Source organism: Pseudomonas syringae CC1557 (assembly GCF_000452705.1).
Lineage (GTDB): Bacteria > Pseudomonadota > Gammaproteobacteria > Pseudomonadales > Pseudomonadaceae > Aquipseudomonas > Aquipseudomonas syringae_F.
The window spans coordinates 4,674,352-4,696,857 of record NZ_CP007014.1 but is presented as its reverse complement, the minus strand read 5'-3'; the positions used below and the strand labels follow the sequence as shown (position 1 = coordinate 4,696,857).

The 22,506-nt window shown below is 60.8% G+C and carries 20 protein-coding genes; 10 read left to right on the top strand and 10 right to left on the bottom strand.

Going from position 1 to position 22,506, the window contains the following annotated elements; translation table 11 throughout:
- Window positions 1–7 precede the first annotated feature (7 nt).
- Genes bcsB through N018_RS20760 form a run of 7 tightly spaced genes read left to right on the top strand, consistent with a single transcriptional unit; the run spans window position 8 to window position 11,272 of the window.
- Window positions 8–2,263 carry a cellulose biosynthesis cyclic di-GMP-binding regulatory protein BcsB gene (gene bcsB, locus N018_RS20790; protein ID WP_025390637.1) on the top strand — a complete coding sequence of 752 codons (2,256 nt, stop codon included), beginning with the start codon at window positions 8–10 and terminating at the stop codon, window positions 2,261–2,263.
- A gap of 3 nt (window positions 2,264–2,266) precedes the next feature.
- Window positions 2,267–3,478, top strand: a complete 1,212-nt coding sequence (gene bcsZ / locus N018_RS20785) for a cellulose synthase complex periplasmic endoglucanase BcsZ (protein ID WP_025390636.1) — start codon at window positions 2,267–2,269, stop codon at window positions 3,476–3,478.
- Window positions 3,454–7,329, top strand: coding sequence for a cellulose biosynthesis protein BcsC (locus tag N018_RS20780; RefSeq protein ID WP_025390635.1), 3,876 nt, complete (start codon window positions 3,454–3,456; stop codon window positions 7,327–7,329). The genes bcsZ and N018_RS20780 overlap by 25 nt, the downstream gene beginning before the upstream one ends.
- Window positions 7,330–7,344: 15 nt before the next feature.
- Entirely contained in the window at window positions 7,345–8,010 is a 666-nt protein-coding gene (locus N018_RS20775) for an SGNH/GDSL hydrolase family protein (RefSeq protein ID WP_024644866.1), read from the top strand.
- The gene (locus N018_RS20770) at window positions 8,007–8,681 is read left to right on the top strand and encodes an alginate O-acetyltransferase AlgF (protein WP_024644867.1); all 675 of its coding nucleotides are present in this window, start codon (window positions 8,007–8,009) and stop codon (window positions 8,679–8,681) included. The genes N018_RS20775 and N018_RS20770 overlap by 4 nt, the downstream gene beginning before the upstream one ends.
- Window positions 8,682–8,699: 18 nt before the next feature.
- Window positions 8,700–10,115: an MBOAT family O-acyltransferase gene (locus N018_RS20765; protein ID WP_025390634.1), complete on the top strand. Its 1,416-nt coding sequence runs from the start codon at window positions 8,700–8,702 to the stop codon at window positions 10,113–10,115.
- Between the two features lie 11 nt (window positions 10,116–10,126).
- Window positions 10,127–11,272, top strand: coding sequence for an alginate O-acetyltransferase AlgX-related protein (locus N018_RS20760; protein ID WP_025390633.1), 1,146 nt, complete (start codon window positions 10,127–10,129; stop codon window positions 11,270–11,272).
- Between the two features lie 8 nt (window positions 11,273–11,280).
- Here N018_RS20760 and N018_RS20755 read toward each other — a convergent pair whose 3' ends face one another.
- Entirely contained in the window at window positions 11,281–11,742 is a 462-nt protein-coding gene (locus N018_RS20755) for an RES family NAD+ phosphorylase (RefSeq protein WP_025390632.1), read from the bottom strand.
- Window positions 11,739–12,188: a DUF2384 domain-containing protein gene (locus N018_RS20750; RefSeq protein ID WP_024644871.1), complete on the bottom strand. Its 450-nt coding sequence runs from the start codon at window positions 12,186–12,188 to the stop codon at window positions 11,739–11,741. Before N018_RS20750 ends, N018_RS20755 begins: the two co-directional genes overlap by 4 nt.
- Window positions 12,189–12,462: 274 nt before the next feature.
- On the opposite strand from N018_RS20750, the gene N018_RS20745 reads away from it, so the two are divergent.
- From N018_RS20745 to aroA, 3 genes are all read left to right on the top strand, one after another.
- Entirely contained in the window at window positions 12,463–13,467 is a 1,005-nt protein-coding gene (locus N018_RS20745; protein ID WP_025390631.1) for a response regulator, read from the top strand.
- Between the two features lie 3 nt (window positions 13,468–13,470).
- Window positions 13,471–13,953 (top strand): PAS domain-containing protein, encoded by a 483-nt coding sequence (locus N018_RS20740; protein ID WP_025390630.1) that lies wholly within the window; start codon window positions 13,471–13,473, stop codon window positions 13,951–13,953.
- A 96-nt stretch (window positions 13,954–14,049) separates the two neighbouring features.
- Window positions 14,050–15,306: a 3-phosphoshikimate 1-carboxyvinyltransferase gene (gene aroA, locus N018_RS20735; RefSeq protein ID WP_024644874.1), complete on the top strand. Its 1,257-nt coding sequence runs from the start codon at window positions 14,050–14,052 to the stop codon at window positions 15,304–15,306.
- A 22-nt stretch (window positions 15,307–15,328) separates the two neighbouring features.
- On the opposite strand, the gene N018_RS20730 is transcribed toward aroA, so the two are convergent.
- The 8 genes from N018_RS20730 to N018_RS20695 all read right to left on the bottom strand — a co-directional run bounded on the left by N018_RS20730 (window position 15,329) and on the right by N018_RS20695 (window position 22,470).
- Window positions 15,329–15,991 carry a ChrR family anti-sigma-E factor gene (locus N018_RS20730; RefSeq protein ID WP_025390629.1) on the bottom strand — a complete coding sequence of 221 codons (663 nt, stop codon included), beginning with the start codon at window positions 15,989–15,991 and terminating at the stop codon, window positions 15,329–15,331.
- A complete protein-coding gene (locus N018_RS20725; RefSeq protein ID WP_024644876.1) occupies window positions 15,991–16,503 on the bottom strand; it encodes a sigma-70 family RNA polymerase sigma factor in 513 nt (170 codons plus the stop codon). Before N018_RS20725 ends, N018_RS20730 begins: the two co-directional genes overlap by 1 nt.
- 192 nt (window positions 16,504–16,695) lie before the next feature.
- On the bottom strand, window positions 16,696–17,604 hold the full coding sequence (locus tag N018_RS20720; protein ID WP_025390628.1) for an aldose 1-epimerase: 909 nt from the start codon (window positions 17,602–17,604) through the stop codon (window positions 16,696–16,698).
- Window positions 17,579–18,547: an EamA family transporter gene (locus N018_RS20715; protein WP_025390627.1), complete on the bottom strand. Its 969-nt coding sequence runs from the start codon at window positions 18,545–18,547 to the stop codon at window positions 17,579–17,581. Before N018_RS20715 ends, N018_RS20720 begins: the two co-directional genes overlap by 26 nt.
- A gap of 84 nt (window positions 18,548–18,631) precedes the next feature.
- Window positions 18,632–19,912, bottom strand: coding sequence for a TRAP transporter large permease (locus N018_RS20710; RefSeq protein WP_025390626.1), 1,281 nt, complete (start codon window positions 19,910–19,912; stop codon window positions 18,632–18,634).
- Window positions 19,913–20,440, bottom strand: coding sequence for a TRAP transporter small permease (locus N018_RS20705; RefSeq protein WP_025390625.1), 528 nt, complete (start codon window positions 20,438–20,440; stop codon window positions 19,913–19,915).
- 63 nt (window positions 20,441–20,503) lie between these two features.
- Window positions 20,504–21,529 carry a TRAP transporter substrate-binding protein gene (locus N018_RS20700; RefSeq protein WP_025390624.1) on the bottom strand — a complete coding sequence of 342 codons (1,026 nt, stop codon included), beginning with the start codon at window positions 21,527–21,529 and terminating at the stop codon, window positions 20,504–20,506.
- Between the two features lie 56 nt (window positions 21,530–21,585).
- Window positions 21,586–22,470 (bottom strand): glucurono-1,5-lactonase, encoded by an 885-nt coding sequence (locus N018_RS20695; protein ID WP_025390623.1) that lies wholly within the window; start codon window positions 22,468–22,470, stop codon window positions 21,586–21,588.
- Window positions 22,471–22,506: the final 36 nt, after the last annotated feature.

Below are 22,506 nucleotides of genomic sequence, written 5' to 3'. Positions count from 1 at the left end.
AATAGTCATGACTAAACGGTATTTTCTCGGTGCCGAGCGGTTCGCCGTTCGCCGCTCATGGGCGCTGTTGGCCTGTGCGTTGTCCGTTCTCTCCACGGGTGGTGTTGCAGCAGCTGCTCAACCGGCAACCACAAACGACGGCTACAGCGTGACGCTGCAGCAATTGGGGCGCAATTACCCGATGAACCTGCGCGGCGTCGATGCCACCGACAGCGTCAACTTCAACGTGCGTGCCGATCAGGTGGTGACCGGCGCAAGCCTGACCCTGAGCTACAGCTATTCACCGTCGCTGCTGGCAGATCTGTCGCAGATCAACGTCATGATCAACGACGAAGTGGCCGCGACCCTACCGCTGCCCAAGGACGGTGCGGGCAAGCCGCAGACTCAGGTGATCGAGCTTCCTCCACAAATGATTACCGAGTTCAACCGCCTGAGCTTGCAGTTCATCGGTCACTATACGATGAGCTGCGAAGACCCGAAGCACTCCAGTCTCTGGGCGCGAATCAATAACGAGACGCGTCTGGATATACGGGTTACGCCATTCGCATTGCCAAACGATCTGTCGATTCTGCCGCTGCCGTTTTTCGACCGCCGTGATGACCGTGACGTGAGCCTGCCGGTGGTGATGGGTGCTGCTCCCGACAACGCCACGATGGAAGCTGCGGGTGCGCTGGCCTCCTGGATCGGTGCAGCCAAGACCCGCTCGCGTATGGCCAGCTTCCCGGCGCATTTCAATGAGCTGCCGGCCAAAGGCAACGCGTTGGTACTGCTCACGGGCGACGGGCCGCTGCAACTCGGTGCGCTGACGATGCCCGCCCCCAAGGGCCCGAGCCTGACAATGGTGACCCATCCCAATGACCCGAACGGCAAACTGCTGGTCATTACCGGGCGCAATTCGGCCGAGCTCAAACGTGCGGTCAATGCACTGGTGGTCGGCGGGCAAAGCCTGGTCGGCAGCAGCGCACTGATCGAGCGTGTCGACATGCTCCAGCCACGCAAGCCCTACGACGCGCCGAACTGGTTGCCCAGTGATCGACCGGTCAAGCTCGGCGAACTGATGCCTGCCAACAAGCTGAACGTCTCCGGCTACGATCCTGGCGATATCACCGTACCGCTGAACCTGCCGCCTGATCTGTTCAGCTGGCGCGAAGATGGCGTGCCGCTGAAACTCAAATACAGCTACACGCCACAAGAGCGCTCCAACAACTCGTCGATCATGGTCAGCCTCAACGACACCCTGATCAAGGCCGAGCCGCTGCCGTCCATTGATAATCTGAGCAATTCGATTCTGTCCCGCCTCACCGGTGGCAACGACTCGGTCAGCCGTGAAGCGCGGGTGTATCTGCCGCTTAACGCCGTAGCCCTGCAATCTCGCCTGCAACTGCGCTACATGTTCGATTACCTCAAGCAGGGCGAGTGCGGCGACATCATAATCGATAACATGCGTGGCAGTATCGACCCGGAATCGACGCTGGATCTCAGCGGTTACGACCACTTCATGGCGATGCCGAACCTGGGCGTGTTCAAGGACTCGGGTTTCCCGTTCACCCGCATGGCAGACCTGTCGCAGACCGCTGTTGTGCTGGCTGACCAGCCGAGCGCTGCCGATATCAGCGCTTACCTCAATGTGCTGGGGCGTTTCGGTGAGTCGACCGGGTATCCGGCGACTGGCGTTTCAGTGATTCAGGCTGCGCAGATTGCCACTGCCGCCGACAAGGACATTCTGGTCATGTCCTCGGGCTCCGATCAGCCGTTGCTCAAGCAATGGGCCGATCGCTTGCCAACCTCTGATAATGGTCAGCAGCAGGGCTTCGAGCTTTCCGATCTGTCCTTCCGCCTGCGTGACTGGATGAGTCCGGACCCGGATGAAAACCAGCGCCGCGCCAAAGTCAAAATTGCCTTTTCCAGCGACGCACACAGCACCTTCCTGACCGGTTTTGAATCACCGTTGCACAAAGGCCGCAGCGTCGTGTTGATCTCTGCCGGTCAGCCCGGCGGGCTGACCGATGTGGCCAAGGCGTTGAGCAGCAGCGACAAGGTGCAGGGTAGTCTGGTAGTGGTGCATGGCGACTCGGTCGATGCGCTGGTTGCCGAACAAACCTATTTCGTCGGTGATCTTGGTCCGCTAAAGCGCTTGCAGTGGCTGATGTCGCGCAACGTGTTGTGGCTGTTGCTGGTCATGGCCATTGGCGTAGTCCTGGTCACCGGCGTTGCCTACCTGACCCTGCGTTCGCTTGCCAAGCGTCGTCTGGAGCATGAATAAGCCATGCCGGTCTTAACCATGAACCTGCGCCGTGCCGCAGGCTGGATAACCGGTCTGCTGGCGTCGGCAACCCTGACGCCTGCGCTGGCATCCGCCGCGTGCAACAGTCCGGCCTGGCCATTCTGGCAGGACTATGCAACGCGTTATGTGCAGCCGGACGGGCGCATGCTGGAATCCAGCCTGCAAGCCAACCACAGTACTTCGGAAGGCCAGTCCTACGGCATGTTGTTCGCCTTGGTCGCCAATGACCGCGAGCGCTTCGACAAGCTCTGGACGTGGACGGTCGCGAACATGATGGGCGCAGAGCCCAAGACCCGACTGCCGGGCTGGCTATGGGGGCAGGGCGCGGATGGCAGCTGGAAACTTCAGGATGCCAACTCAGCCTCGGATGCCGACCTGTGGATCATTTACGCGCTGCTGGAAGCCGCGCGCATCTGGCAGCACCCGGCGTATCGAAACGATGCGCTGGCGCTGCTCAAGACCGTCGAGTCGAGGCTTATCGTCAACCTGCCGGGGCTGGGCAAAATGCTCCTGCCCGGTCCTGAAGGTTTCGCGCAACCTGATCACTTGTGGCGTCTTAACCCCAGCTACCTGCCCATGCCGTTGTTACGACGGCTGAGCAAGGAAGTGCCCAACGGCCCGTGGCGGGAAGTCGCCGAGAACACCGCGAAGCTGATCGAGGCGTCGAGCCCGAAAGGCTTTATCGCTGACTGGGTAGGTTATCGCGGCACTTCGCCGAAAACCGGCCTGTTCGTGGTCGACCCGGCCACGGGCGAACTAGGCAGCTACGACGCAATTCGCGTCTACCTCTGGGCGGGCATGACGCCTGCCTCCGACCCGCTGGCTGCGCGCGTGCTGGCGCGTCTCGACGGGATGTCGAGCAGCACCGCTTCCAAAGGTGTGCCGCCGGAAAAAGTCCAGGTCATCGGTGGTACGAGCCAGGGCCGGGGACCGTTTGGGTATTCAGCCGCGCTGCTGCCGTACTTCCAGGCCAAGGGCCAGACCTGGCTGGTAGACCAGCAACAGCGCCGGGTTGAAAGCGGTGTCAGCAAGGCGCTCGCCCGCGATCCGAAAGACCGCACCGAACCCGCTTATTACAACCTTATGCTCAGCCTGTTTGCGTTGGGCTGGGTCGAAAAACGCTATCAGTTCCGTGAAGACGGAACCCTCACATTGTCCTGGGAGACGTCATGCCCGCGCGCCGCCATACGTTAGTCATCGGACTGGTTGCCGCTATCGCAGCCAGCGTCGCTCATGCTCAAGACAATGCTGTGGAGGCGCAGCTCATCGAGCAGGGCCAATACTGGCAGGCTCGCTCGAACGCCGCTCGCGCCACCGAGATCTGGCAGAAAGTACTGCAGATTGACCCCTATCAAGTACACGCCTTGTATGGCATGGGCTTGATCGGCGTCAGACAGAACACACCGCAACAGGCACAGACCTATCTGGCTCGGCTGAAGTCACTGTCGCCGTTGCCTTGGCAAGCCGTCCAACTGGAACAAGACATCGCCCTGAGCCAACCTCAGAATCAGGCGCTGCTCGATGAGGCCCGACGCCTCGCCGATGCCGGTGAGCGCGACAAGGCGACCGGAGTATTTCGCAAGCTGTTCAACGGCCGTTTGCCCGAAGGCAGCGTGGGGCGCGAGTATTACACCAACCTGGGCTTTAACAATGCAGACTGGCCCGAGGCGCGTAAAGGCTTTGAGCGCCTGATGCGGCAGAACCCGGACGACTCGATCCTTGCACTGTTTTTTGCCAAGCATCTGGCGCGTCGCGAAGACAGTCGCGCCGAAGGTATCGCCGCATTGGCGCGCTTGAGCACTCATCCGGACATCGCTGGTGACGCCGATCAGAGCTGGCGCATGGCGCTGGTCTGGACCGGACCGCCCACGGCGGCGCAGTTGCCGCTGTTCGACGCGTTTCTAAAGGTCCATCCCGATGATCAGGAAATTCGGGATCAGATGAACAAGGGGCGCAAGCAGACAGCGGACAGCCCAGCCTCCGGCTGGCAGCAGGATCCGCTGGTGGCGCGCGGGCTTAGAGCGCTGGAGAAGAATGATCATGCGGCAGCGGAGGAAGCGTTTGTCGCGCGACTGAAAATCAAGTCTGACGATGCCGATGCATTGGGCGGCCTGGGCGTGGTGCGTCAACAACAGAATCGACTGTCGGAAGCCGAGCAACTGCTGACCCGCGCCACTCGCCAGCCAGGCGGTGCACGTTGGAAAAGCGCGTTGGAGAGCGTGCAGCTGTGGGCCTCGTTGCAACAGGCTCGCGATCTTCAGGCCAGGGGGCAAACCGGCAAGGCTCAGGAATTGCTGTCTCAGGTCCAGCGGCAGAACCCCGACAGCGTCGATGTGCGTTTGACCCAGGCCGATCTGCAGGCCCAGGCCGGTCAACTCGACGCAGCACTGGCCGGCTACCGTCAGGTGCTGGCCACCCGTCGCGGTAACCCGCAAGCCGTGCGCGGCCTCATCAACGTGTTGGCGCAGAGCGGTCAGGCTGATGAAGCGTTGCGTATGCTCGACACCTTGTCGCCTGCCGAACAGGCAGCACTGGGCAACAGCGACCGCTTCAAGGCGCTGCGTTCCACCCAAGTGGCGCGGCTGGCCGAGCAGCGCGGTGATCTCCGCGCTGCCCAGGCTGCCTTGAAAGAGGCCGTGAAGAATGATCCGGACAATGTCTGGACCCGCTTCGACCTGGCGCGCCTGTACGTCAAGACCGATGAGGCGCCGAAGGCCCGCGCGCTGATCGACGAATTGCTCAAGGCCCAGCCCAACAATATCGATGCGCTTTACACCAGCGCATTGCTTTCAGTGGAAATGGGCCGTTGGCAGGACGCACAAGCAACTTTTGCGCGCATCCCTGTTGATCAGCGAACCCCGGACATGAGAGCGCTGGCCGACGATATCACCATGACGGTGCAGATCAATCTGGCCATCGGTATCGCCCGCCGCGGGCAGCGTCAGGAAGCGCTGGCACTGCTTGATCGTCTGCAACCGGTTGCCAGTAACAGTCCGGAGCGTCAACTCACGCTGGCCAGCGCTTACATTGATGCGGGCGAACCGGAGCGTGGCCGCGATATGGCTCGCGCCGCCATTGCCCAGGCGCCTGCGCCGTCGGCAGACCTGATGCTGCAATACGCCGGTCTGCTGCTGGCCGCGGGTGATGACGTGCAGGTCAATGCGATCCTGCGCAATGTGCAGGGCCAGCCGATGGGCGCATCTACCCGCAAGCGTTTCGATGACGTGCTTTATCGATACCGCATTCGCCAGGCCGATCTGCTGCGTGAAGGTGGCGACCTGGCAGGCGCCTACAACACGCTTGCCCCCGCGTTGGCACAGCGTCCGGACGACATTCAGGCAGTGTCTGCCTTCGCCCGGATGTACACCGCCAAGGGGGAACATGTCAGAGCGTTCGAACTGTACAAACCGTTATTGCAGCGCCAGCCCAATGATCCGCAAGTGCTGCTGGGCGCGGCCGATGCAGCGGTAAAGGCCCATGATTATTCATTCGCCGAAAAGGCGCTGGGCCAGCTTCGTACGCTGGAACGTAACGACCCGCAGACCCTGACCGAAGCTGCGCGAATCTATCAGAGCATGGGGCAGACCGCAGCCGCCACTGAGTTGCTGCGCAAAGCCGTGGCCATAGAACAGAGTGAAAAGCAGCGCGCGCTGGCGCAGGCTGGCCCATCCACCAACGCGGCAGCCAACCCGTTCGCGGCCTCGGGCTCCCGCAGCCTGTCTGCCGTGTCGGCGATTCCAGCCCCTGCCCAGGTGACACTCGGCGGTGGTGCGACGGCCGAAACCGTCGCGCCACGCGACACGGCTTATCTCGGTCAGGTGGTCTCACCACAACCGCTGCCGGTCAGGCCTACACAGAGCGTGCGTGATAATCCGTTTCTGGCAACCGTCGATCGCGATCAGGCCAGCAGCGCGCAGCAGGCGCTTAATCGCATTCTGGAGCGGCGCAGCGGCTTCGTCACCCAAGGGTTGACCGTGCGCAGCAACAACAGCGAATCCGGCCTGAGCAAACTCACCGTGGTCGAGACCCCGCTGGAGATCAATGTTCCGGCCGGTGACAACCGGATTGCCGTGCGCGTCACGCCGGTGTCGTTGAATGCCGGCAGCGTAAAGTCCGGTTCGGGTTCCCGCTTCGGCGGCGGCACCAACGGTGCTGCGGGTTCGCAAAGCGATAAGGGTGTCGGTCTGGCAGTGGCGTTCGAACGTCCCGAGGAAGGCCTCAAGGCTGACATCGGTACGACGCCGATGGGCTTCAAATACAGCACGGTCGTGGGGGGCGCGAGCGTCGACCGACCGCTGGGTGACAACCCTGATCTGCGTTACGGCCTCAACGTGTCGCGGCGCCCGGTCACTGACAGCGTGACCTCCTTTGCCGGTTCCACTGACGAGCGCAGCGGCCTCTCTTGGGGCGGCGTCACGGCCAACGGTGGGCGTGGTCAGATCAGCTACGACGATCAGACTATCGGCGGCTATGGCTACGGCTCCTGGCACAAGCTGGTTGGCACCAACGTAAAATCCAACACCCGCGGCGAAGTGGGCGGAGGCGTTTACTGGTACCTGCGCAATACCGAGGACAGCAAGCTGACCGCCGGCCTCAGCGTGATGGGCATGAGCTACGCCAACGACCAGAGTTACTTCACCTACGGCCACGGTGGCTATTTCAGCCCGCAAAGCTTCTTTGCCATTGGCCTGCCGGTGATGTGGTCGCAGCGCACCGAGCGCTTCAGCTATCAGATCAAGAGTTCGGTCGGAGTCCAGCACTTCAAGCAGGACGGCGCCGAGTTCTTCCCCGACGACAGCAACCTGCAAGCCGCTTCCGGCCAGCGCTACGCAGGGCAGAGCAAAACAGGGCTTGGCTACAACCTGAGCGCGGCGGGTGAGTACAAGCTCAATTCCAGGCTGTTTCTCGGGGCCAACCTGGGCCTGGACAACGCTCGGGACTATCGCCAGTTAGGCGGCGCTCTTTACCTGCGCTACATGTTCGAGGACATGACCGGCCCCATGGAACTGCCGGTCAGCCCTTACCGTTCACCTTATTCCAACTGATTTCTGGAGAATTCGATGCCTTCCGTTCTTGCCGGTATGACCCTTCTGGTCCTGGGAGAAAGCCACATGAGTCTGGCCGACCATCTGATGGAGCCGCTGCATGACAACCTGACCAGGCAAGGCGCCATCGTGCATTCGATTGGTGCCTGCGGGGCCAGTGCCGGTGACTGGCTGATCAGCAAGAAGGTCGATTGTGGCGCCGAGCAAACAGGCAACGGCAAGATTGTCATCAAGGGCCGCGACGCAACCACCACACCGATTGCCGAGCTGATCGCCGCTGACAAACCTGATCTGGTTGTCATCGTGATCGGCGACACCATGGCGTCCTACGACAAGCCTTCATTTCCCAAGGCCTGGGCGTGGCAGAGCGTGACCAGCCTGACCAAGGCCATCGCTGCTACCGGCACCAAGTGCGCCTGGGTCGGCCCGGCGTGGGGCAAGGTCGGTGGCATGTATCAGAAGAACGATGCACGCACCCAGTTGATGTCGCAGTTTCTGGCCAGCAACGTGGCACCGTGCACCTATATCGATTCGCTGAGTTTTTCCAGCCCTGGGCAATGGATCACCACTGACGGCCAGCATTTCACGGTCGCCGGTTATAAGTCCTGGGGAACTGCAATTGGCGATGCACTGGCCGGATTACCGGTCACCAGCGTCAGCGCAGCAGGGGCCAAACAATGATTACCGTGCGCCTGATGGCTGGCAGCGTTGCGGCCCTGTTGATCGGTTTTGACGCTTGTGCAGCCGATATCGCCCTGTATCCCACCGGGCCTGCGCAGGATTCGGCGTTCATTCGCTTCATCAATGCTGCCACTGCGCCGCTGCAGGTGATAGCCCGCGAAGGTCAGACGCCGTTGCAACTGGACATGACGAAGCCTGTCTCTCTGTTCTTCCCGGTGCAGGCCAGCAGCCCGGTAAAAGGCACGCTGATCAGCGGTGATAAAAAGCTGCCACTGGACATCAGTGTCGAGCCCGGCGAGTTCGCCACGGTCGTGGTCACTGCGCAGGCCGATGGCAGCCTCACGCCTGTCACCGTTCGTGAGCAGCCGGATGACTTCAATGGTTTGAAGGCTTCACTGGCGTTCTTCAGCCTTGATGCCGGCTGCAGCGAGGCAAGCCTGCGCCCGGCCGGTCGCAGCGGCGACCTGTTCAAGGCGGTCCCGACCGGCACGCTGCAGCGTCGCTCGATCAATCCGGTGAGCCTGTCCGTGCAACTGGTCTGCGCCAACGCCACTGTCGGCGCGCCACTGGATCTGGGCGAACTCAAGGCCGGCGAGCGCTACAGCGTATTGCTGGTACCGTCCGCCACAGGTCCGCGCCTGTTGTCGGCCACGGACTCATTGTCCAACTGATCAGGCTCTGTCGTCGTTATGGTATTCGCCTCGCTCGAGTTTCTGATGGTGTTCCTGCCCGCTTTTTTGCTGGCCTACGCATTGAGCCCTGCGGCCTGGCGTAACGTCACGCTGTTGATTGGCAGTTGGCTGTTCTACGGCTGGCTGAGCCCGTTGTTCCTGTCGCTACACATGGTCCTGACGCTGGTGGCCTGGGTCGGCGGCTTGCTGATAGATCGGGCACGGGAAGGCTCAAAGGGGCGAATTCGCCTATTGGCAGCGTTGATCGTCGTCAACGTCGTTGTGCTGTGCTGGTACAAATACGCCAATATCGTGGCTGGCACCTGGAGTGAGCTGATCACGTATTACGGAGCAATGCCTCTGGAATGGCAGCGGGTGGCGCTGCCAGCCGGGCTTTCGTTCATTGTGTTGCAGGCAATTTCCTATCTGGTGGATGTTCACCGGCATACCGTGCCGGTCGAGCGCAGTTTCATCAATTACGCCACGTACATCTCAATGTTCGGCCATTCGATTGCCGGCCCGATCATTCGCTATGACTGGGTGCGCCGCGAGCTGGTGCAGCGTCATTTCAACCGCCAGAACTTCGCCTTGGGCGCACGGCGGTTCATGATTGGCATGAGCATGAAAGTATTGGTGGCCGATACGTTGTCACCCCTGGTCGACGTAGCGTTTCATGTGCAGAACCCGTCGCTGGTGGATGCCTGGGTCGGCTGTCTGGCGTACTCGCTGCAACTGTTTTTCGATTTCGCCGGGTACAGCGCCATGGCCATCGGTCTGGGGCTGATGCTGGGCTTTCACTTCCCGGAAAACTTCAACCGCCCGTATTTGGCCAACAGCATTCAGGACTTCTGGCGACGCTGGCATTTGTCACTGTCCAGCTGGCTGCGCGATTACTTGTACATCGCGCTGGGCGGTAATCGTCACGGCGTCTGGAACACCTATCGCAACCTGTTCCTGACCATGGCGATTGCCGGTCTGTGGCACGGCGGCGACAGCTGGAATTACCTGCTGTGGGGGGCAGCGCATGGCGTGGCGTTGTGCGTTGATCGCGCCTGGTCGCGCTCAAGCCTGCCCGCCATTCCCAAGCCGCTGGCGCATCTGCTGACGCTGCTGTTCGTCTGCCTGGCCTGGACACTGTTCCGCGCTCCGGACTTCGCCACTGCGATGACGATGTATGCCGGGCAGTTCGGCCTGCACGGTCTGGGCCTTGGCGATACGCTGGCCGTGACCTTGCGTCCGGCGCACGGCATGGCGGCATTGCTGGGTGTGGCCTGTGTGCTCGCGCCGTTAGCGCAGGTGCGCTGCGAACAGCGCTTTGGTAAACACCTGGTGTTTGTCTGGGGAGCGGCGCTATGGCCGGTTGCCGGATTTCTATTGTCGTTCGCGCTGATTGCCAGCCGCGAGACGGTTCCGTTTCTGTACTTTCAGTTTTGAGGGCGGTGCCCATGACCAGTCCGTCGGCCGTACCGCCGCCCCCCGGCCAACTGGCCATGCGTGCCGGCAATGTGGCGGGTATTACGCTGGCAGTGTTCCTCGGCGTCGGCTTGCTGTCTTCCTGCATGCTGCTGCTTGGCGGCAAGGTCGAGCTGCTGCCGAAACCGCTTACCCTCGATGCCGCCCTGCACGGTGAAGTTACTCACAAGCTGGCCAAACAGCTGTCCGGAACATTTCTGGCACAGAAAGCCGCCAACATCGAGCGTGGCGCGAGTTGGCTGCTGTTCCATGACACCGGCCCGCGTGTCCGTGAGGGCTGCCCGGGCTGGCTGTTCCTGACCGACGAATTCAAGCTCAATCGTAATGCCCAGGCCAATGCGCAACGCAAGGCCCAAGCGGTGATCGACGTGCAGCGCAGCCTGAAAAAGCGCGGCATTGACCTGCTGGTCGCCATCGTACCGGACAAGAGCCGTATTGCCGCCACTCAACGCTGCGGGCTCTACCGGCCTGACGTGCTACAGGCCCGGGTTGCAAGTTGGACCACTGACCTGAACGCGGCCGGCGTCGACACACTCGACCTGAGTGCACCCCTGCAATCGCTGGGTGAAACAGCGTACCTGCGCACCGACACGCACTGGAGCGAAGCGGGTGCCAATACAGCTGCCAAGGCAATTGCGGTGCACGTTCAGCAGGCTGGCATCAAGGCAACTCCGCAGCGGCAGTTTCAGGTCAGCACTGCGCCGATGACCGAGCGCCCAGGCGATCTGGTGCGTCTGGCCGGGCTCGACTGGTTGCCGCTGGCGTTGCAGCCCCCCGCGCAAGACGTGGCTGCGACGCAGATCAGCGAGCTTGCCGACCAAGCGGCGGCGGGCGGCGATAACCTTGATGACCTGTTTGGCGACAGTAGCCTGCCGAATGTCGCCCTCATCGGCACCTCGTTCTCGCGCAATTCGGGTTTTGTGGGCTTTCTGCAAAAGGAACTGGGCGCCCCGATCGGCAACTTCGCCAAGGACGGCGGCGAGTTCTCAGGCGCTGCGAACGCCTATTTCGACAGCCCGGCATTCCGCCAGACACCGCCGAAACTGCTGATCTGGGAAATCCCCGAGAGGGACCTGCAGACGCCTTACACAGTGATCAGTTCGTGGCCGGAGCGCTGATAGCCAGCTCACTTCAAGCGCGGGTCTACATCAAACTCCAGCGCTCTTGCCGCTGCTACAACGGTCCTGAATTCAGGATGCTGGACATTGAGGAGGTAGTTGCATTCGCGCGGAATTATGACGCTGGGTACGGCCAGTGCCAGACTTTGACCCGATGCCAGCCAAGCGTCGCCGAACGAGGCGGTGGCGTGTGGTGCAGGTTCTTCGCGCCAGTCGTGTGGCAGAGTATCGGGGCGCGCATTGAGGATCAGCTCTTCGGCGATCTGCAGTTCAAGCATCGTGTAATGGCGGGCTACACTGGCGTTGTTAAGGTGCACCAGTATTTCCAACAACGCCAGCGATTCGCTGCCGGCGCAATAGATACAAGCAGTGCCCTTGCTGTTCCAGCGTCCGCCATAGAGTTTGGCGCCTTCGCCGTCGAACGCTTGCGCCAGCCATTTGCGCTTTACCAGACGATAGACTGCAATCACGCCACCACTCCATGCTCCAGCCGACCGATCAGGTCGAGCACTGCCTGGGCTTCAGCCGAGGTGGCAAGCATCTCCAGCGGCTTGCGATTGCCCAGCCCGTGGACAGGATTCGCCAGCCATTGGCGCGTGGCTTCGGTGTCATCTTCGAACAGATCCAGTGCTGCCTTGTAGACAGCTGCCAGACGAAACAGGCGATCACTTTCTTCGGCATTGAAACGCCGCACCTTGAGACGCCGCTGCAAGGTTGCCGGGGCGATGCCCAGATGTTCGGCGAGCGTCGAGCGGTTCAGGTCGGTGTAGTTCGCCAGGCGCTCGAATACTTCATAGGGCAAACCGCTGTGCAATGCGGTGTGCAGGCGGGTGCCACGTGCCGGGATGCCCAGGTGCTGCCAGAAATCGTCTTGCCGGGGCAGGGCTGGATGGTAGTCGCTGATGGGCAAAGACATGAGGCTCCTCGCTATTGAACGGTAAATCTATCGAGTGATTGCTATTAAAGCTATCACTTGATAGTAGGCCTGTTTGATCGGCAGCGGTAGTGATCTGCAGCAACAGATATCGACTTAAATTACAGAAACTTCAAAGATCGCCGATTTAGGCTATAGGTTTAGTTTGAATGTTACCGATCGAGCGTTATAGGCTCAGGCCAGTCGAGCGTGCAGTCGAACGTATATGTGTTGTCCGCCACCATCGGCCTGATTTTTCTGCAGTGAGAACCACACGATGTCCACGCTTGCGCTGTTGATATGTGACGACTCGAATATGGCGCGCAAGCAGCTGTTGCGTGCCTTGCCCGAAGACTGGGATGTGTCGGTCACCCTGGCTACCCAAGGCCAGGAAGGTATGGAGGCCATACGCAAAGGGCAGGGACAGGTCGTGCTGCTCGACCTGACCATGCCAGTGATGGACGGCTACCAGACGCTCGCGGCGATTCGCGCCGAGAACCTGGACGCCAAGGTGATTGTCGTGTCCGGCGACGTGCAGGACGAAGCGGTGCGCCGGGTCATGGAGCTGGGGGCGCTGGCGTTCCTGAAAAAACCTGCCGACCCGGACGAGCTCAAAAGCACGCTGGAGCGGCTCGGCCTGCTGGGCAAGCCTGCGGCTGCGCCGGTTGCGTTGCCCGCGCTGAACAACACCGGCGGGGTGATCAGCTTTCAGGATGCCTTCCGCGAGACCATCAACGTTGCCATGGGCCGTGCGGCAGCATTGCTGGCCAAGGTGTTGGGGGTGTTCGTACAGCTGCCGGTACCCAACGTGAACATGCTCGAAGTCGGCGAATTGCACATGGCACTGGCCGATGCGCACAGTGATCAGCGTTTGACGGCAGTGTGTCAGGGCTACATCGGTGGCGGTATTTCTGGTGAAGCGCTGCTGATTTTTCATGATTCGGATATTTCCGGCATCTCGCAACTGATGGGCGGCGATCACTCCGACAGTTCCGACATGGAGATGCTGCTCGACCTGTCTACCATCCTGATCGGTGCCTGCCTGAGCGGTATTGCCGAGCAGATCGACATCGCATTTTCGCAAGGCCACCCGCAGTTGCTGGGCGCTCAGGGCGGAATCGATGAGCTGATCCGCATCAATCAGCAACGCTGGAAAAAGACCCTGGCGGTCGAAATCAGTTACAGCGTGGAAGGCCACAATCTGCATTTCGATCTGCTGATGCTGTTCACCGAAGATTCGGTCGAGCTGCTTACCAAAAAACTCGCCTACATGATGAGCTGACCCATGAGCAACGCTATCGAAATCAACGAGCTTCATTGGTTGCTTGCCGTCACGCAGAACATTGACGTAGGCATTGTGGTGCTGGACCTGAATTATCGGGTAACGGTCTGGAACACCTTCATGGAAAATCGCTCTGGTGTGGTGCCCTACGTGGCCATCGACAAGACCTTTTTCGAGATTTTTCCCGAGGTCAACGCGAAGTGGTTCAGCAAGAAAATCGATAACGTCGTGACCCTCGGCACGCCCGCGTTCACCATTTGGGAGCAGCGGCCGTACCTGGTGCGCTTCAAGAATTACCAGCCGATCACCGGGCAGGAGGAGTTCATGTACCAGAACACCACACTGTTCCCGCTGCGTTCCACCACGGGCGCGATCAGCCATGTGTGCCTGGTGATTTACGACGTGACCGATGTGGCGGCCAACCGCAATCAATTGCTGACGGCCAACGACAAGCTGCAGAAACTGTCCGGCACCGCGCAAAAGTGATCGGCCTGGAGTCATGGCCATCCGGCAAAACCGCCCTGCGGGCTTGATCGTCCTCGTGCTAGGATCGCGATTTTTCCGCTGACGCTCAGGGACATCATGCGATCTCAAGCCACCCTCACTGTTTTGCCTGTCGAGCGCCCGCTGGTCGGGCGCGTCAGCCCGCCGGGCTCCAAGTCGATCACCAACCGTGCTTTGCTGCTGGCGGGTCTGGCCAAAGGCACCAGTCGCCTGACCGGCGCGCTGAAGAGCGACGACACCCGCGTGATGTCCGAAGCCCTGCGTCTGATGGGCGTGCAGGTCGATGAGCCGGATGACAGCACCTTCGTTGTGACCAGCAGCGGTCACTGGCAGGCGCCACAGCAAGCGCTGTTCCTGGGGAATGCCGGGACCGCGACGCGTTTTCTGACGGCCGCGCTGGCCAATTTCGAAGGCAACTTCGTAGTCGATGGCGACGAGTACATGCGCAAGCGCCCGATCGGCCCGCTGGTCGATGCCTTGCAGCGCATGGGTGTGGACGTCAGTGCGCCGACGGGTTGCCCGCCGGTGGCGATCAAGGGCAAGGGTGGTCTGGAGGCAGGCCGCATCGAGATCGACGGCAACCTGTCCAGTCAGTACGTGTCGGCGCTGCTGATGGCCGGAGCCTGCGGCAAGGGGCCTGTCGAAGTGGCCCTGACCGGCAGCGAAATCGGCGCACGCGGTTACGTCGACCTGACCCTCGCAGCCATGCAGGCCTTCGGCGCAGAGGTTCAGGCTATCGGTGACTCAGCCTGGAAAGTATCGGCCACCGGCTATCGCGCGACCGATTTCCACATCGAGCCTGACGCTTCGGCAGCGACTTATCTGTGGGCCGCACAGGCTTTGACCGGGGGCACTATCGACCTCGGCGTGGCGAGTGACGCCTTCACCCAGCCGGATGCCCTGGCCAGCCAGATCATCGATAGCTTCCCGAACATGCCTGCCGTCATCGACGGCTCGCAAATGCAGGATGCGATTCCGACGCTGGCGGTGCTCGCTGCGTTCAATCGCCAGCCAGTACGCTTTGTCGGGATCGCCAATCTGCGGGTCAAGGAGTGCGACCGGATTTCGGCCCTGTCTCAAGGCCTGTGCGCTATCGCACCCGGTCTGGCAGTCGAGGAGGGCGATGACCTGGTGGTCAATGCCAACCCGGCGCTCGCAGGCACCACGGTCGATGCGTTGATCGACACCCACGCCGACCACCGTATCGCCATGTGCTTTGCGCTGGCGGGCCTGAAGATCAAAGGCATCCGCATCCAGGACCCCGATTGCGTCGGCAAGACCTATCCCGGTTACTGGGATGCACTGGCTTCGCTGGGTGTCAGTATTCAGCGCTGAAAGCCGTGGCAGTGGCCGTTTTTCAAATCCCGAAAAACGGCTGCATCATCCTCGCCAGCAGCCCATGAAAGCGCAGCTTTGATTCGGCGGCCAGCACGCAGATGCATTCCCGGTCCGGGTAGGCAATCGGCTGGTGCTGGATATGGCTGTCCAGATCGGCCACATCTCCCAGTCCGAATTCTCCCTGCACGTCGTGATAAGCACCCTTGAGAACCATGGTCATTTCGCCGCTTTCATGGCTGTGAACCGGCATGCTGACGCCCGGTGCGATTTTCAGCAAAATGAGGTTACCGTGCTCGATGCCTTTGGCGCGTACGCGCTGCACGCCGGGGATCAGGGTCTTCCATTTCAACTCGCTCAGGTGGCGGCCAAAATGCGCCTGCATGCAGGTCGGCAGCAGGTCCGGGTCCTGGTTGGCCGCAGGCATTGAATGCATTGACGGTTCAGCGTTCATGACCTGTTCATCCAGACGCGCCAGCATCGCCGAGCGACCTTTGAGCGGTACCACCGTACTGGTGTTGCGCTGCATCAATGCGCCGCCGATCTGCTCTGCCTGCCTGAGCCGCGCTCTGCATTCGGCGCAGCGCTCCAGATGCGCGGCGGTGACCAGAGAGATGACCTGCGACAGCGCCCCTGATGCATAGCTGATCAGCGTCGCGTCATCCGGATGATGCAATGGGCCCATCATGACTCCTCCATCCCTGAACGCAGCTTTTGAAAGGCCAGACGCAAGCACGACTTCACCGTGCCCAGCGGCATATTCAAGCGTTCGGAAATTTCCCGGTGGCTGAGCGCTTCGAAATAAGACATTCGCAACACTTTGGCCTGATCGGTGGGCAGGTTCTGGATGGCAGCGTTCAATTGATGTTCTTGTCGCTGGCTGTAATCGAGCGTTCTGTCGACCGGGGCCTCCAGACGCTCGAGTTGCTCTAGCGAATTTTGTACCTGCACCCAGCCACGATCCTTGCGCACGCTGTCGATGTACATATTGCGCGCTATACGGAACAGCCAGGTCCCCAGGCTGGCTTTGCTCGGGTCGAATGACTCGGCCTTGTGCCACAGTTTCAGCAGCACCTCCTGCACCAGCTCTTCAGCCTGCCCTTCGGGCACATTCAACCCCGTCAAATAACGCAGCAAACGCGGAGCGAAGTGATCGTAGATGCGCATGAAGCTGTCGCGGTCCCTCTTGCGGGCCACGGCGGCGACTTCTTCGATCCAAAGTCGGGTTATCGGCGAATCGCTGTGCGGGTTGGACAAGTGACAGAAGGTCCTGAGACTGGCAGTAATACTCATGATCCACCTTCTGATCACCATTGTCTGGTATTGGTTCGCGGGTCATAGATGTTACGAAGATGGAGAGGGGATGGATCACAGGATGCGATGAGTGGATCAACAGTCATTTTTCCGTGATGTTTCACATTGCACTGTGCTGGAAGCCTTGTAGGTCAGACTGACCCCCAGCCGCATCGACTCTCCATGCCGCAGCAGCTTCAATCCCGGATGGCCTGGCAAGTGATGGGCGTTGACCGGGTGGCTGACCGGCTCGAAACAGAAGAAATCCAGCCCCGGCGGGCAAAAGACCAGAAAGTAGTCGCTGTCGGTGGCCTGGCAATGCAGTTCATAGCCCAGGTCCGGTTGGCTGATGATGCTGCGGCCATCCCAGCCGGTGAAGCCATTGTCGAGGCGCGTGTCGGGCAAGGCGCGGCTGTGCTGGAAGTCCCATTCGGGGGGAAGGTCCTGCAAGGCGGTGGGCAATCCGCTTTCGTCGCACAGCCAGACCTGTGCGGCGTTGGTCTGTAGGCGCGTATGGGCTGTGCGAGGCAAATAAGGGTGCAAGCCCAGCCCATGCCAGGCGGCGCGATTGTCCAAGTGAGTAGTGGTCAGTTCGATGCTCAGTTGGCCGTCGTGCAGGGTGTAGCGCAGTTCAGCGCGATAGGCAAAGGGGATCAGACTGTCGAGTTGCAGGCAGACTTGCCGTGGCGTCTGCTCGACGACCGTCCAGGCTTGCTGCCAGGCACTGCCATGAATCGGCAGCGGGTCGTTGGCGCTGTTGGGTGTCAACGCCAGCCAGCCGTCTGGCGTGTCGAACCCGCCGTTGCCAATCCGGTTCGACCAGGGCGCCAGCGGGTAGCAGGCCAGTCGACGCGGCGTGCAGGCCGCCAGTGCATCGTCGTTGCTTGAACGCAGCAAGGGCTGGCCGCTTGCCAATACGCTCCAGTTGACGACACTGCCGCCGATTTCAGGGGCCACGCTGAGGCGGGTCACGCCATCTTCAAGGGTCAGAATGTTCACGGGCATGATGCAACACCTTGGTGGAGGTTTGAGGCGGCGGGGTGGCGCGGCGCCAGGTGAGCAGGACAATGCCACTGACGACGATCAGCCCGCCGATGACCTGGCCGCCGCTGAGCAACTGGTCCAGAATCAGCCAGCCAAACAACAGGCTCGCCACCGGTTCGATGTTCATCACCGGGGCATTGCGGCTGATGTCCAGACGCGCCATGCAGATGAACAGCAGCGAAAAGCCCAGCCCGTAAAGCAGCACCAGACTGGTCAGTGCGGTCCAGCCGACCTGACTCGTCGGCAGATCCACGCCGCCGGGCAACACGCCGCTGCTGCCTGCAACGGCGGCGACCACAAACACCACGGCCATGGTCAGCATGCTGCGTACGCTGCCGCGCATGCTCGACAGTTTGTTATCGGTAATCCACAGCGCAAACGCGAACACCACCGCGGCGGTAGACGCGTAAGCGATGCCCTCCAGCCATTGCGGCTCGCTGCTGCCCGGGTTTGACAAGCGCTGTGGCACGTCCAGCGCCAGCGTCAAGCCAAACAGAATCAGCCCCATCAGGCCTGCTGCACGCCGCGTAGGCCTGGTACCGCCCAGTGCCCAGCTCAGCAACGCCAGCAGAATCGGCGAGACATTGACCACCAGCAGCGCCAGGGCCACCGGAATGCGCGCCACCGCCGAGTAGATACAAAAACTCTGGGTTGCGATCAGCAACCCGAGCAGCAGTTGCCAGCGCCAGGTGCTGGCCGGCAGGCTAATTTTTTCACGTTGCCACAGCACCAGGCTGGTCAGGACCAGCAATGTCACGCCAGAGCGACAAAGGATGGCCAGCAGCAGGCCGGTGTCGTGGTCGAAAGCGATACGCGCTGCAATATGATTGCCGGCAAACGAGCAGGCCAGCAGCGCGAGGATCAGCACGGCAATGTGACGGGGAAACAGGGCAGGGGTGGGCATACGCAACCAGCCTCCTTGGCTGGACAACAGACGTTGCGCACCGGAGCCCTTTGCAGGGCTCCGGAGGTATGGCAGCGACAGGCTTCAGAGCACGACGCTCGGCAGCCACAGCGAGATGGCCGGAACGTAGGTCACCAGCATCAGCACCAGGAACAGGGCAATGTAGAAGGGCACCAGCGCTTTCACTGTGGCTTCGATGGTGACCTTACCCACTGCAGCACCCACGAACAGCACCGCGCCCACCGGCGGTGTGATCAGTCCGATCCCCAGATTGACCAGCATGATCATGCCGAAATGCACCGGGTCGATACCGACACCGACGATGACCGGCAGCAGAATCGGGGTCAGGATCAGAATCAGCGGCGCCATGTCCATCACAGTGCCCAGCAGCAGCAACATGACGTTGATGCACATCAGGATCACGTAACGGTTATCCGACAGGGTCAGGAACGCTGTCGTGATCTTCATCGGGATTTCCATCAGCGTCAGGATGTAACCGAAGCTGGCGGCGAAACCGATCAGGATCATCACGATGGAAATGGTGCGTGCCGCCCGGTGCATCAGCTTGGGCAGGTCGCGCCATTTGTAGTCGCGGTAGATGAACATGGTGACGAAGAACGCCCACAGTACGGCAATTGCGGCCGACTCGGTGGCGGTGAAGATACCCGACAGGATACCGCCGAGGATGATGACCATAGCCATCATGCCCCAAAGTGCTTCACCGGCAATTTTCAGCGCCTGACGCAACGGCACTACTTCGCCCTTGGGGTAGTTACGCTTGCGCGCGAAGATCATGCACAGGCCCATCATCACGGCGCTGAGCAGCAGGCCCGGCAGGATACCCGCCATGAACAGCGAAGCGATCGATACCGTGCCGCCTGCTGCCAGCGAGTACAACACCGAGTTGTGGCTGGGCGGCGTCAACAACGCTTGAACCGAGCCACTGACGGTGACCGCCGTCGAGAAGTCGCGAGGGTAGCCATTACGCTCCATTTCCGGGATCAGCACCGAGCCGACCGACGCGGTATCGGCCACTGACGAGCCCGAGATCGCGCCAAAGAACGTCGAGGCCACGATATTGACCAGTGACAGCCCGCCGCGCACGAAGCCCACCAGCACTGCGGCAAATGCAACCAGCCGCCGGGACATTCCGCCTTCGGCCATGATCGCCCCGGCGAGTACAAAGAACGGAATCGCCAGCAACGAGAATTTATTCACGCCGCCAGCAATCTGGATCATCAGCGCATCGGCTGGAATATCGATCCACCAGGCGCCGATCAAGGCTGAAAGGCCCAGCGCGTAAGCCACCGGCATGCCGATCAGGATCAGTGCGATGAAGCTGCCCAACAGTATAAAAGCGTCCATTTATGCGGCACCTTCGCTTTCTTCAATGACGTCGAAGCGCATCACTGCGCGATGACTCTGGTCACCCAGAAACAGCCGTTCCAGCACGAAAATCAGGGTCACGATGCCGCCGATGGGAATCGGCAGGTAAGAGATGCCCACGCGCAGAAACGGCAGCTCGCCGACGAACTGATTCCAGGTGGTGGCGCACAACTTGAAACCCTTGAAGATCATGAACAGGGCCACGATCGCCATCAAAACCTGCACCACCACGGCAGCAATGCGGCGTACCTGCTGTGGCATGCGGTCCACGGCCATCGAGACGGCCATGTGCGCGCCGGCACGGTAGCTGGCTGCTGCGCCGAAGAAGGTGAACACCACCATCAGCAGAATGGCGGTGGGTTCCGGCCAACTGGAACCACTGCCGAGGATGTAGCGGGCAAAGATGCCCCAGGGAATGATCAGTGTCATGATCAGTACCGACAGACCCGCAATGCCGATACAGACGCGATAGATCGTGTCGTTGATGCGCAACAGATTACTTTTCATAGAGGCTCACCACAGCGGCGGCGAACGAGCGCGTGCTCGTTCCCGCAGCTTGATCGGACAGGCTTATTGGGCCGTTTGGGCGTTATTCGCAGCCAGGGCCGGATTGGTCTGGACCGCTTCGATGCGGCTGATCAGATCCTTGTAGGGGGCGCCGAATTTGTCGCGTACCGGCTGGGTCGCGTCATAGAAGGCTTTCTTCTGCTCCGGCGTCAGGGTAATGAACTCCACGCCTGCGGCCTTGAGTTTGGTCTCGGCGTCGGCTGACGACTTGTCCCACAACACGCGCTCTTCCATCTGCGCTTCACGCGCGAGCTTCTTCACCAGTACCTGTTGGTCTGGGTTGAGCTTGTCCCACGTGGTTTTCGACATCACGATCGGCTCGGGCAGGATCAAGTGTTCGGTAATGGTGAAGAACTTCGCGTTCTGGTAATGGTTGTGCTGGAAATAAGTGGGCGGGTTGTTTTCGGCACCGTCAATCACCCCGGTCTGCAGGGCACTGAATATCTCGCCAGTGGCCATGGCGATGCCGTTGCCGCCCATGTCATTGATAGTTTCGATGAACACCGGGTTGCCCTGAACGCGGATCTTCATGCCTTTGAGGTCGGAAATCTGGCGTACCGGTTTCTTCGTGTACAGGTTGCGGGTGCCGCCATCCATCCAGGCCAGGGCGACCATGTTGAATTGCGAATTAGTGATCTTGTCGAGAATTTCCTGACCGATCTCGCCGTCGATGATCGTGCGCATGTGCGCCTGATCACGGAACACGAACGGCAGATTGAAGACGTTGACGTCTGGCACGACCGGGCCAACGATGCCGAGGCTGACGCGGGTCATCTGCACGGCGCCACTCTGGACTTGCTCGACGACCTCCTTCTCGGAGCCGAGTACGCCGCCCGCGTACATCTTGAAGCTGATCTCGCCTTTGGATTGCTCTTCGAGTTTCTTGCCCATGTTCTGTTCGGCCACAACTGGCGCGTAGCCTACCGGGTGGACCTCGGCGAACTTGATCTTGACCTCTGCCTGGGCCATGCCCGACATGCAGAAGGCCAGCGGAAGTGCTGCGATGAGGAGCTTGCGTTTGAAATCCATGGATATCTCCGATGTTGTTATTTTTGGTCGAGCGATGGGATTTTCGGAAGGCGCAATCAGCCTTTGAACGTGGCTTCCTCCAGCCCTTTGACGCCAGGTTGCAACGCGAATACACCACCGGCGAGTGGCTGGTCGCTGAGGTCGCCGCCGGGGCGAATGGAGGTCACGAACAGGGTGTCCAGGTTCGGGCCGCCAAACGCACACATGGCAGGTTTTTTCACTGGCACGGCCAGTGAACGGTCGAGTTTGCCCTTGGGCGTGAAGCGATGGATCAGGCCGGCGTCGTTGCCGCAGATCCAGTAACAGCCGTCGGCGTCGATTGCCGCGCCGTCGGGGCGGCCCAGGTGATGGTTCATGTCCACGAACAAACGACGGCTGTGTGGCGTGCCGCTGCCAGTGTCGTAATCGAAGGCCCATATTTTTTGCACGTTGGGGTGTGAGTCAGACAGGTACATCGTGTTGCCATCTGGGCTGAAAGCCAGACCGTTGGGGACAATCAAGTCCTGGAGCAGCGGATCCAGGGTCTTCTGGCCAGCGCTGTAGCGGTACATCGCACCAACCACCGCACCTGCCGCCATGTCCATCAACATGGTGCCGGCCCAGAAACGGCCTTGCCGGTCGCACCGACCATCGTTGAAGCGCATACCTGTGCGGGCGTGCTCAACGCAGACCAACAGCGTGCTGATCAGATTGCCGTCTTCGCAGGGTTGCAGATGAAATATCCCGCTTTCCATCCCGGCTATCCAGCCGCCGCGGCGGTCGGCGGCAATGCAGGCGAGCATCTGTGGCGCTTTCCAGCTGCGCGTTGTGTTATCGGCGCACGTCCAGCGATACAGGCGGCCTGCCGGGATATCCACCCAATACAGTGCCTGGTCGCGAACGCTCCAGACCGGGCTTTCCCCCGTGGCATTTTGTGCATCGACGATCAGTTCGGCATCCATGACGATTCGTGTCTCCGGATTTCTGAAAGGAAGCAG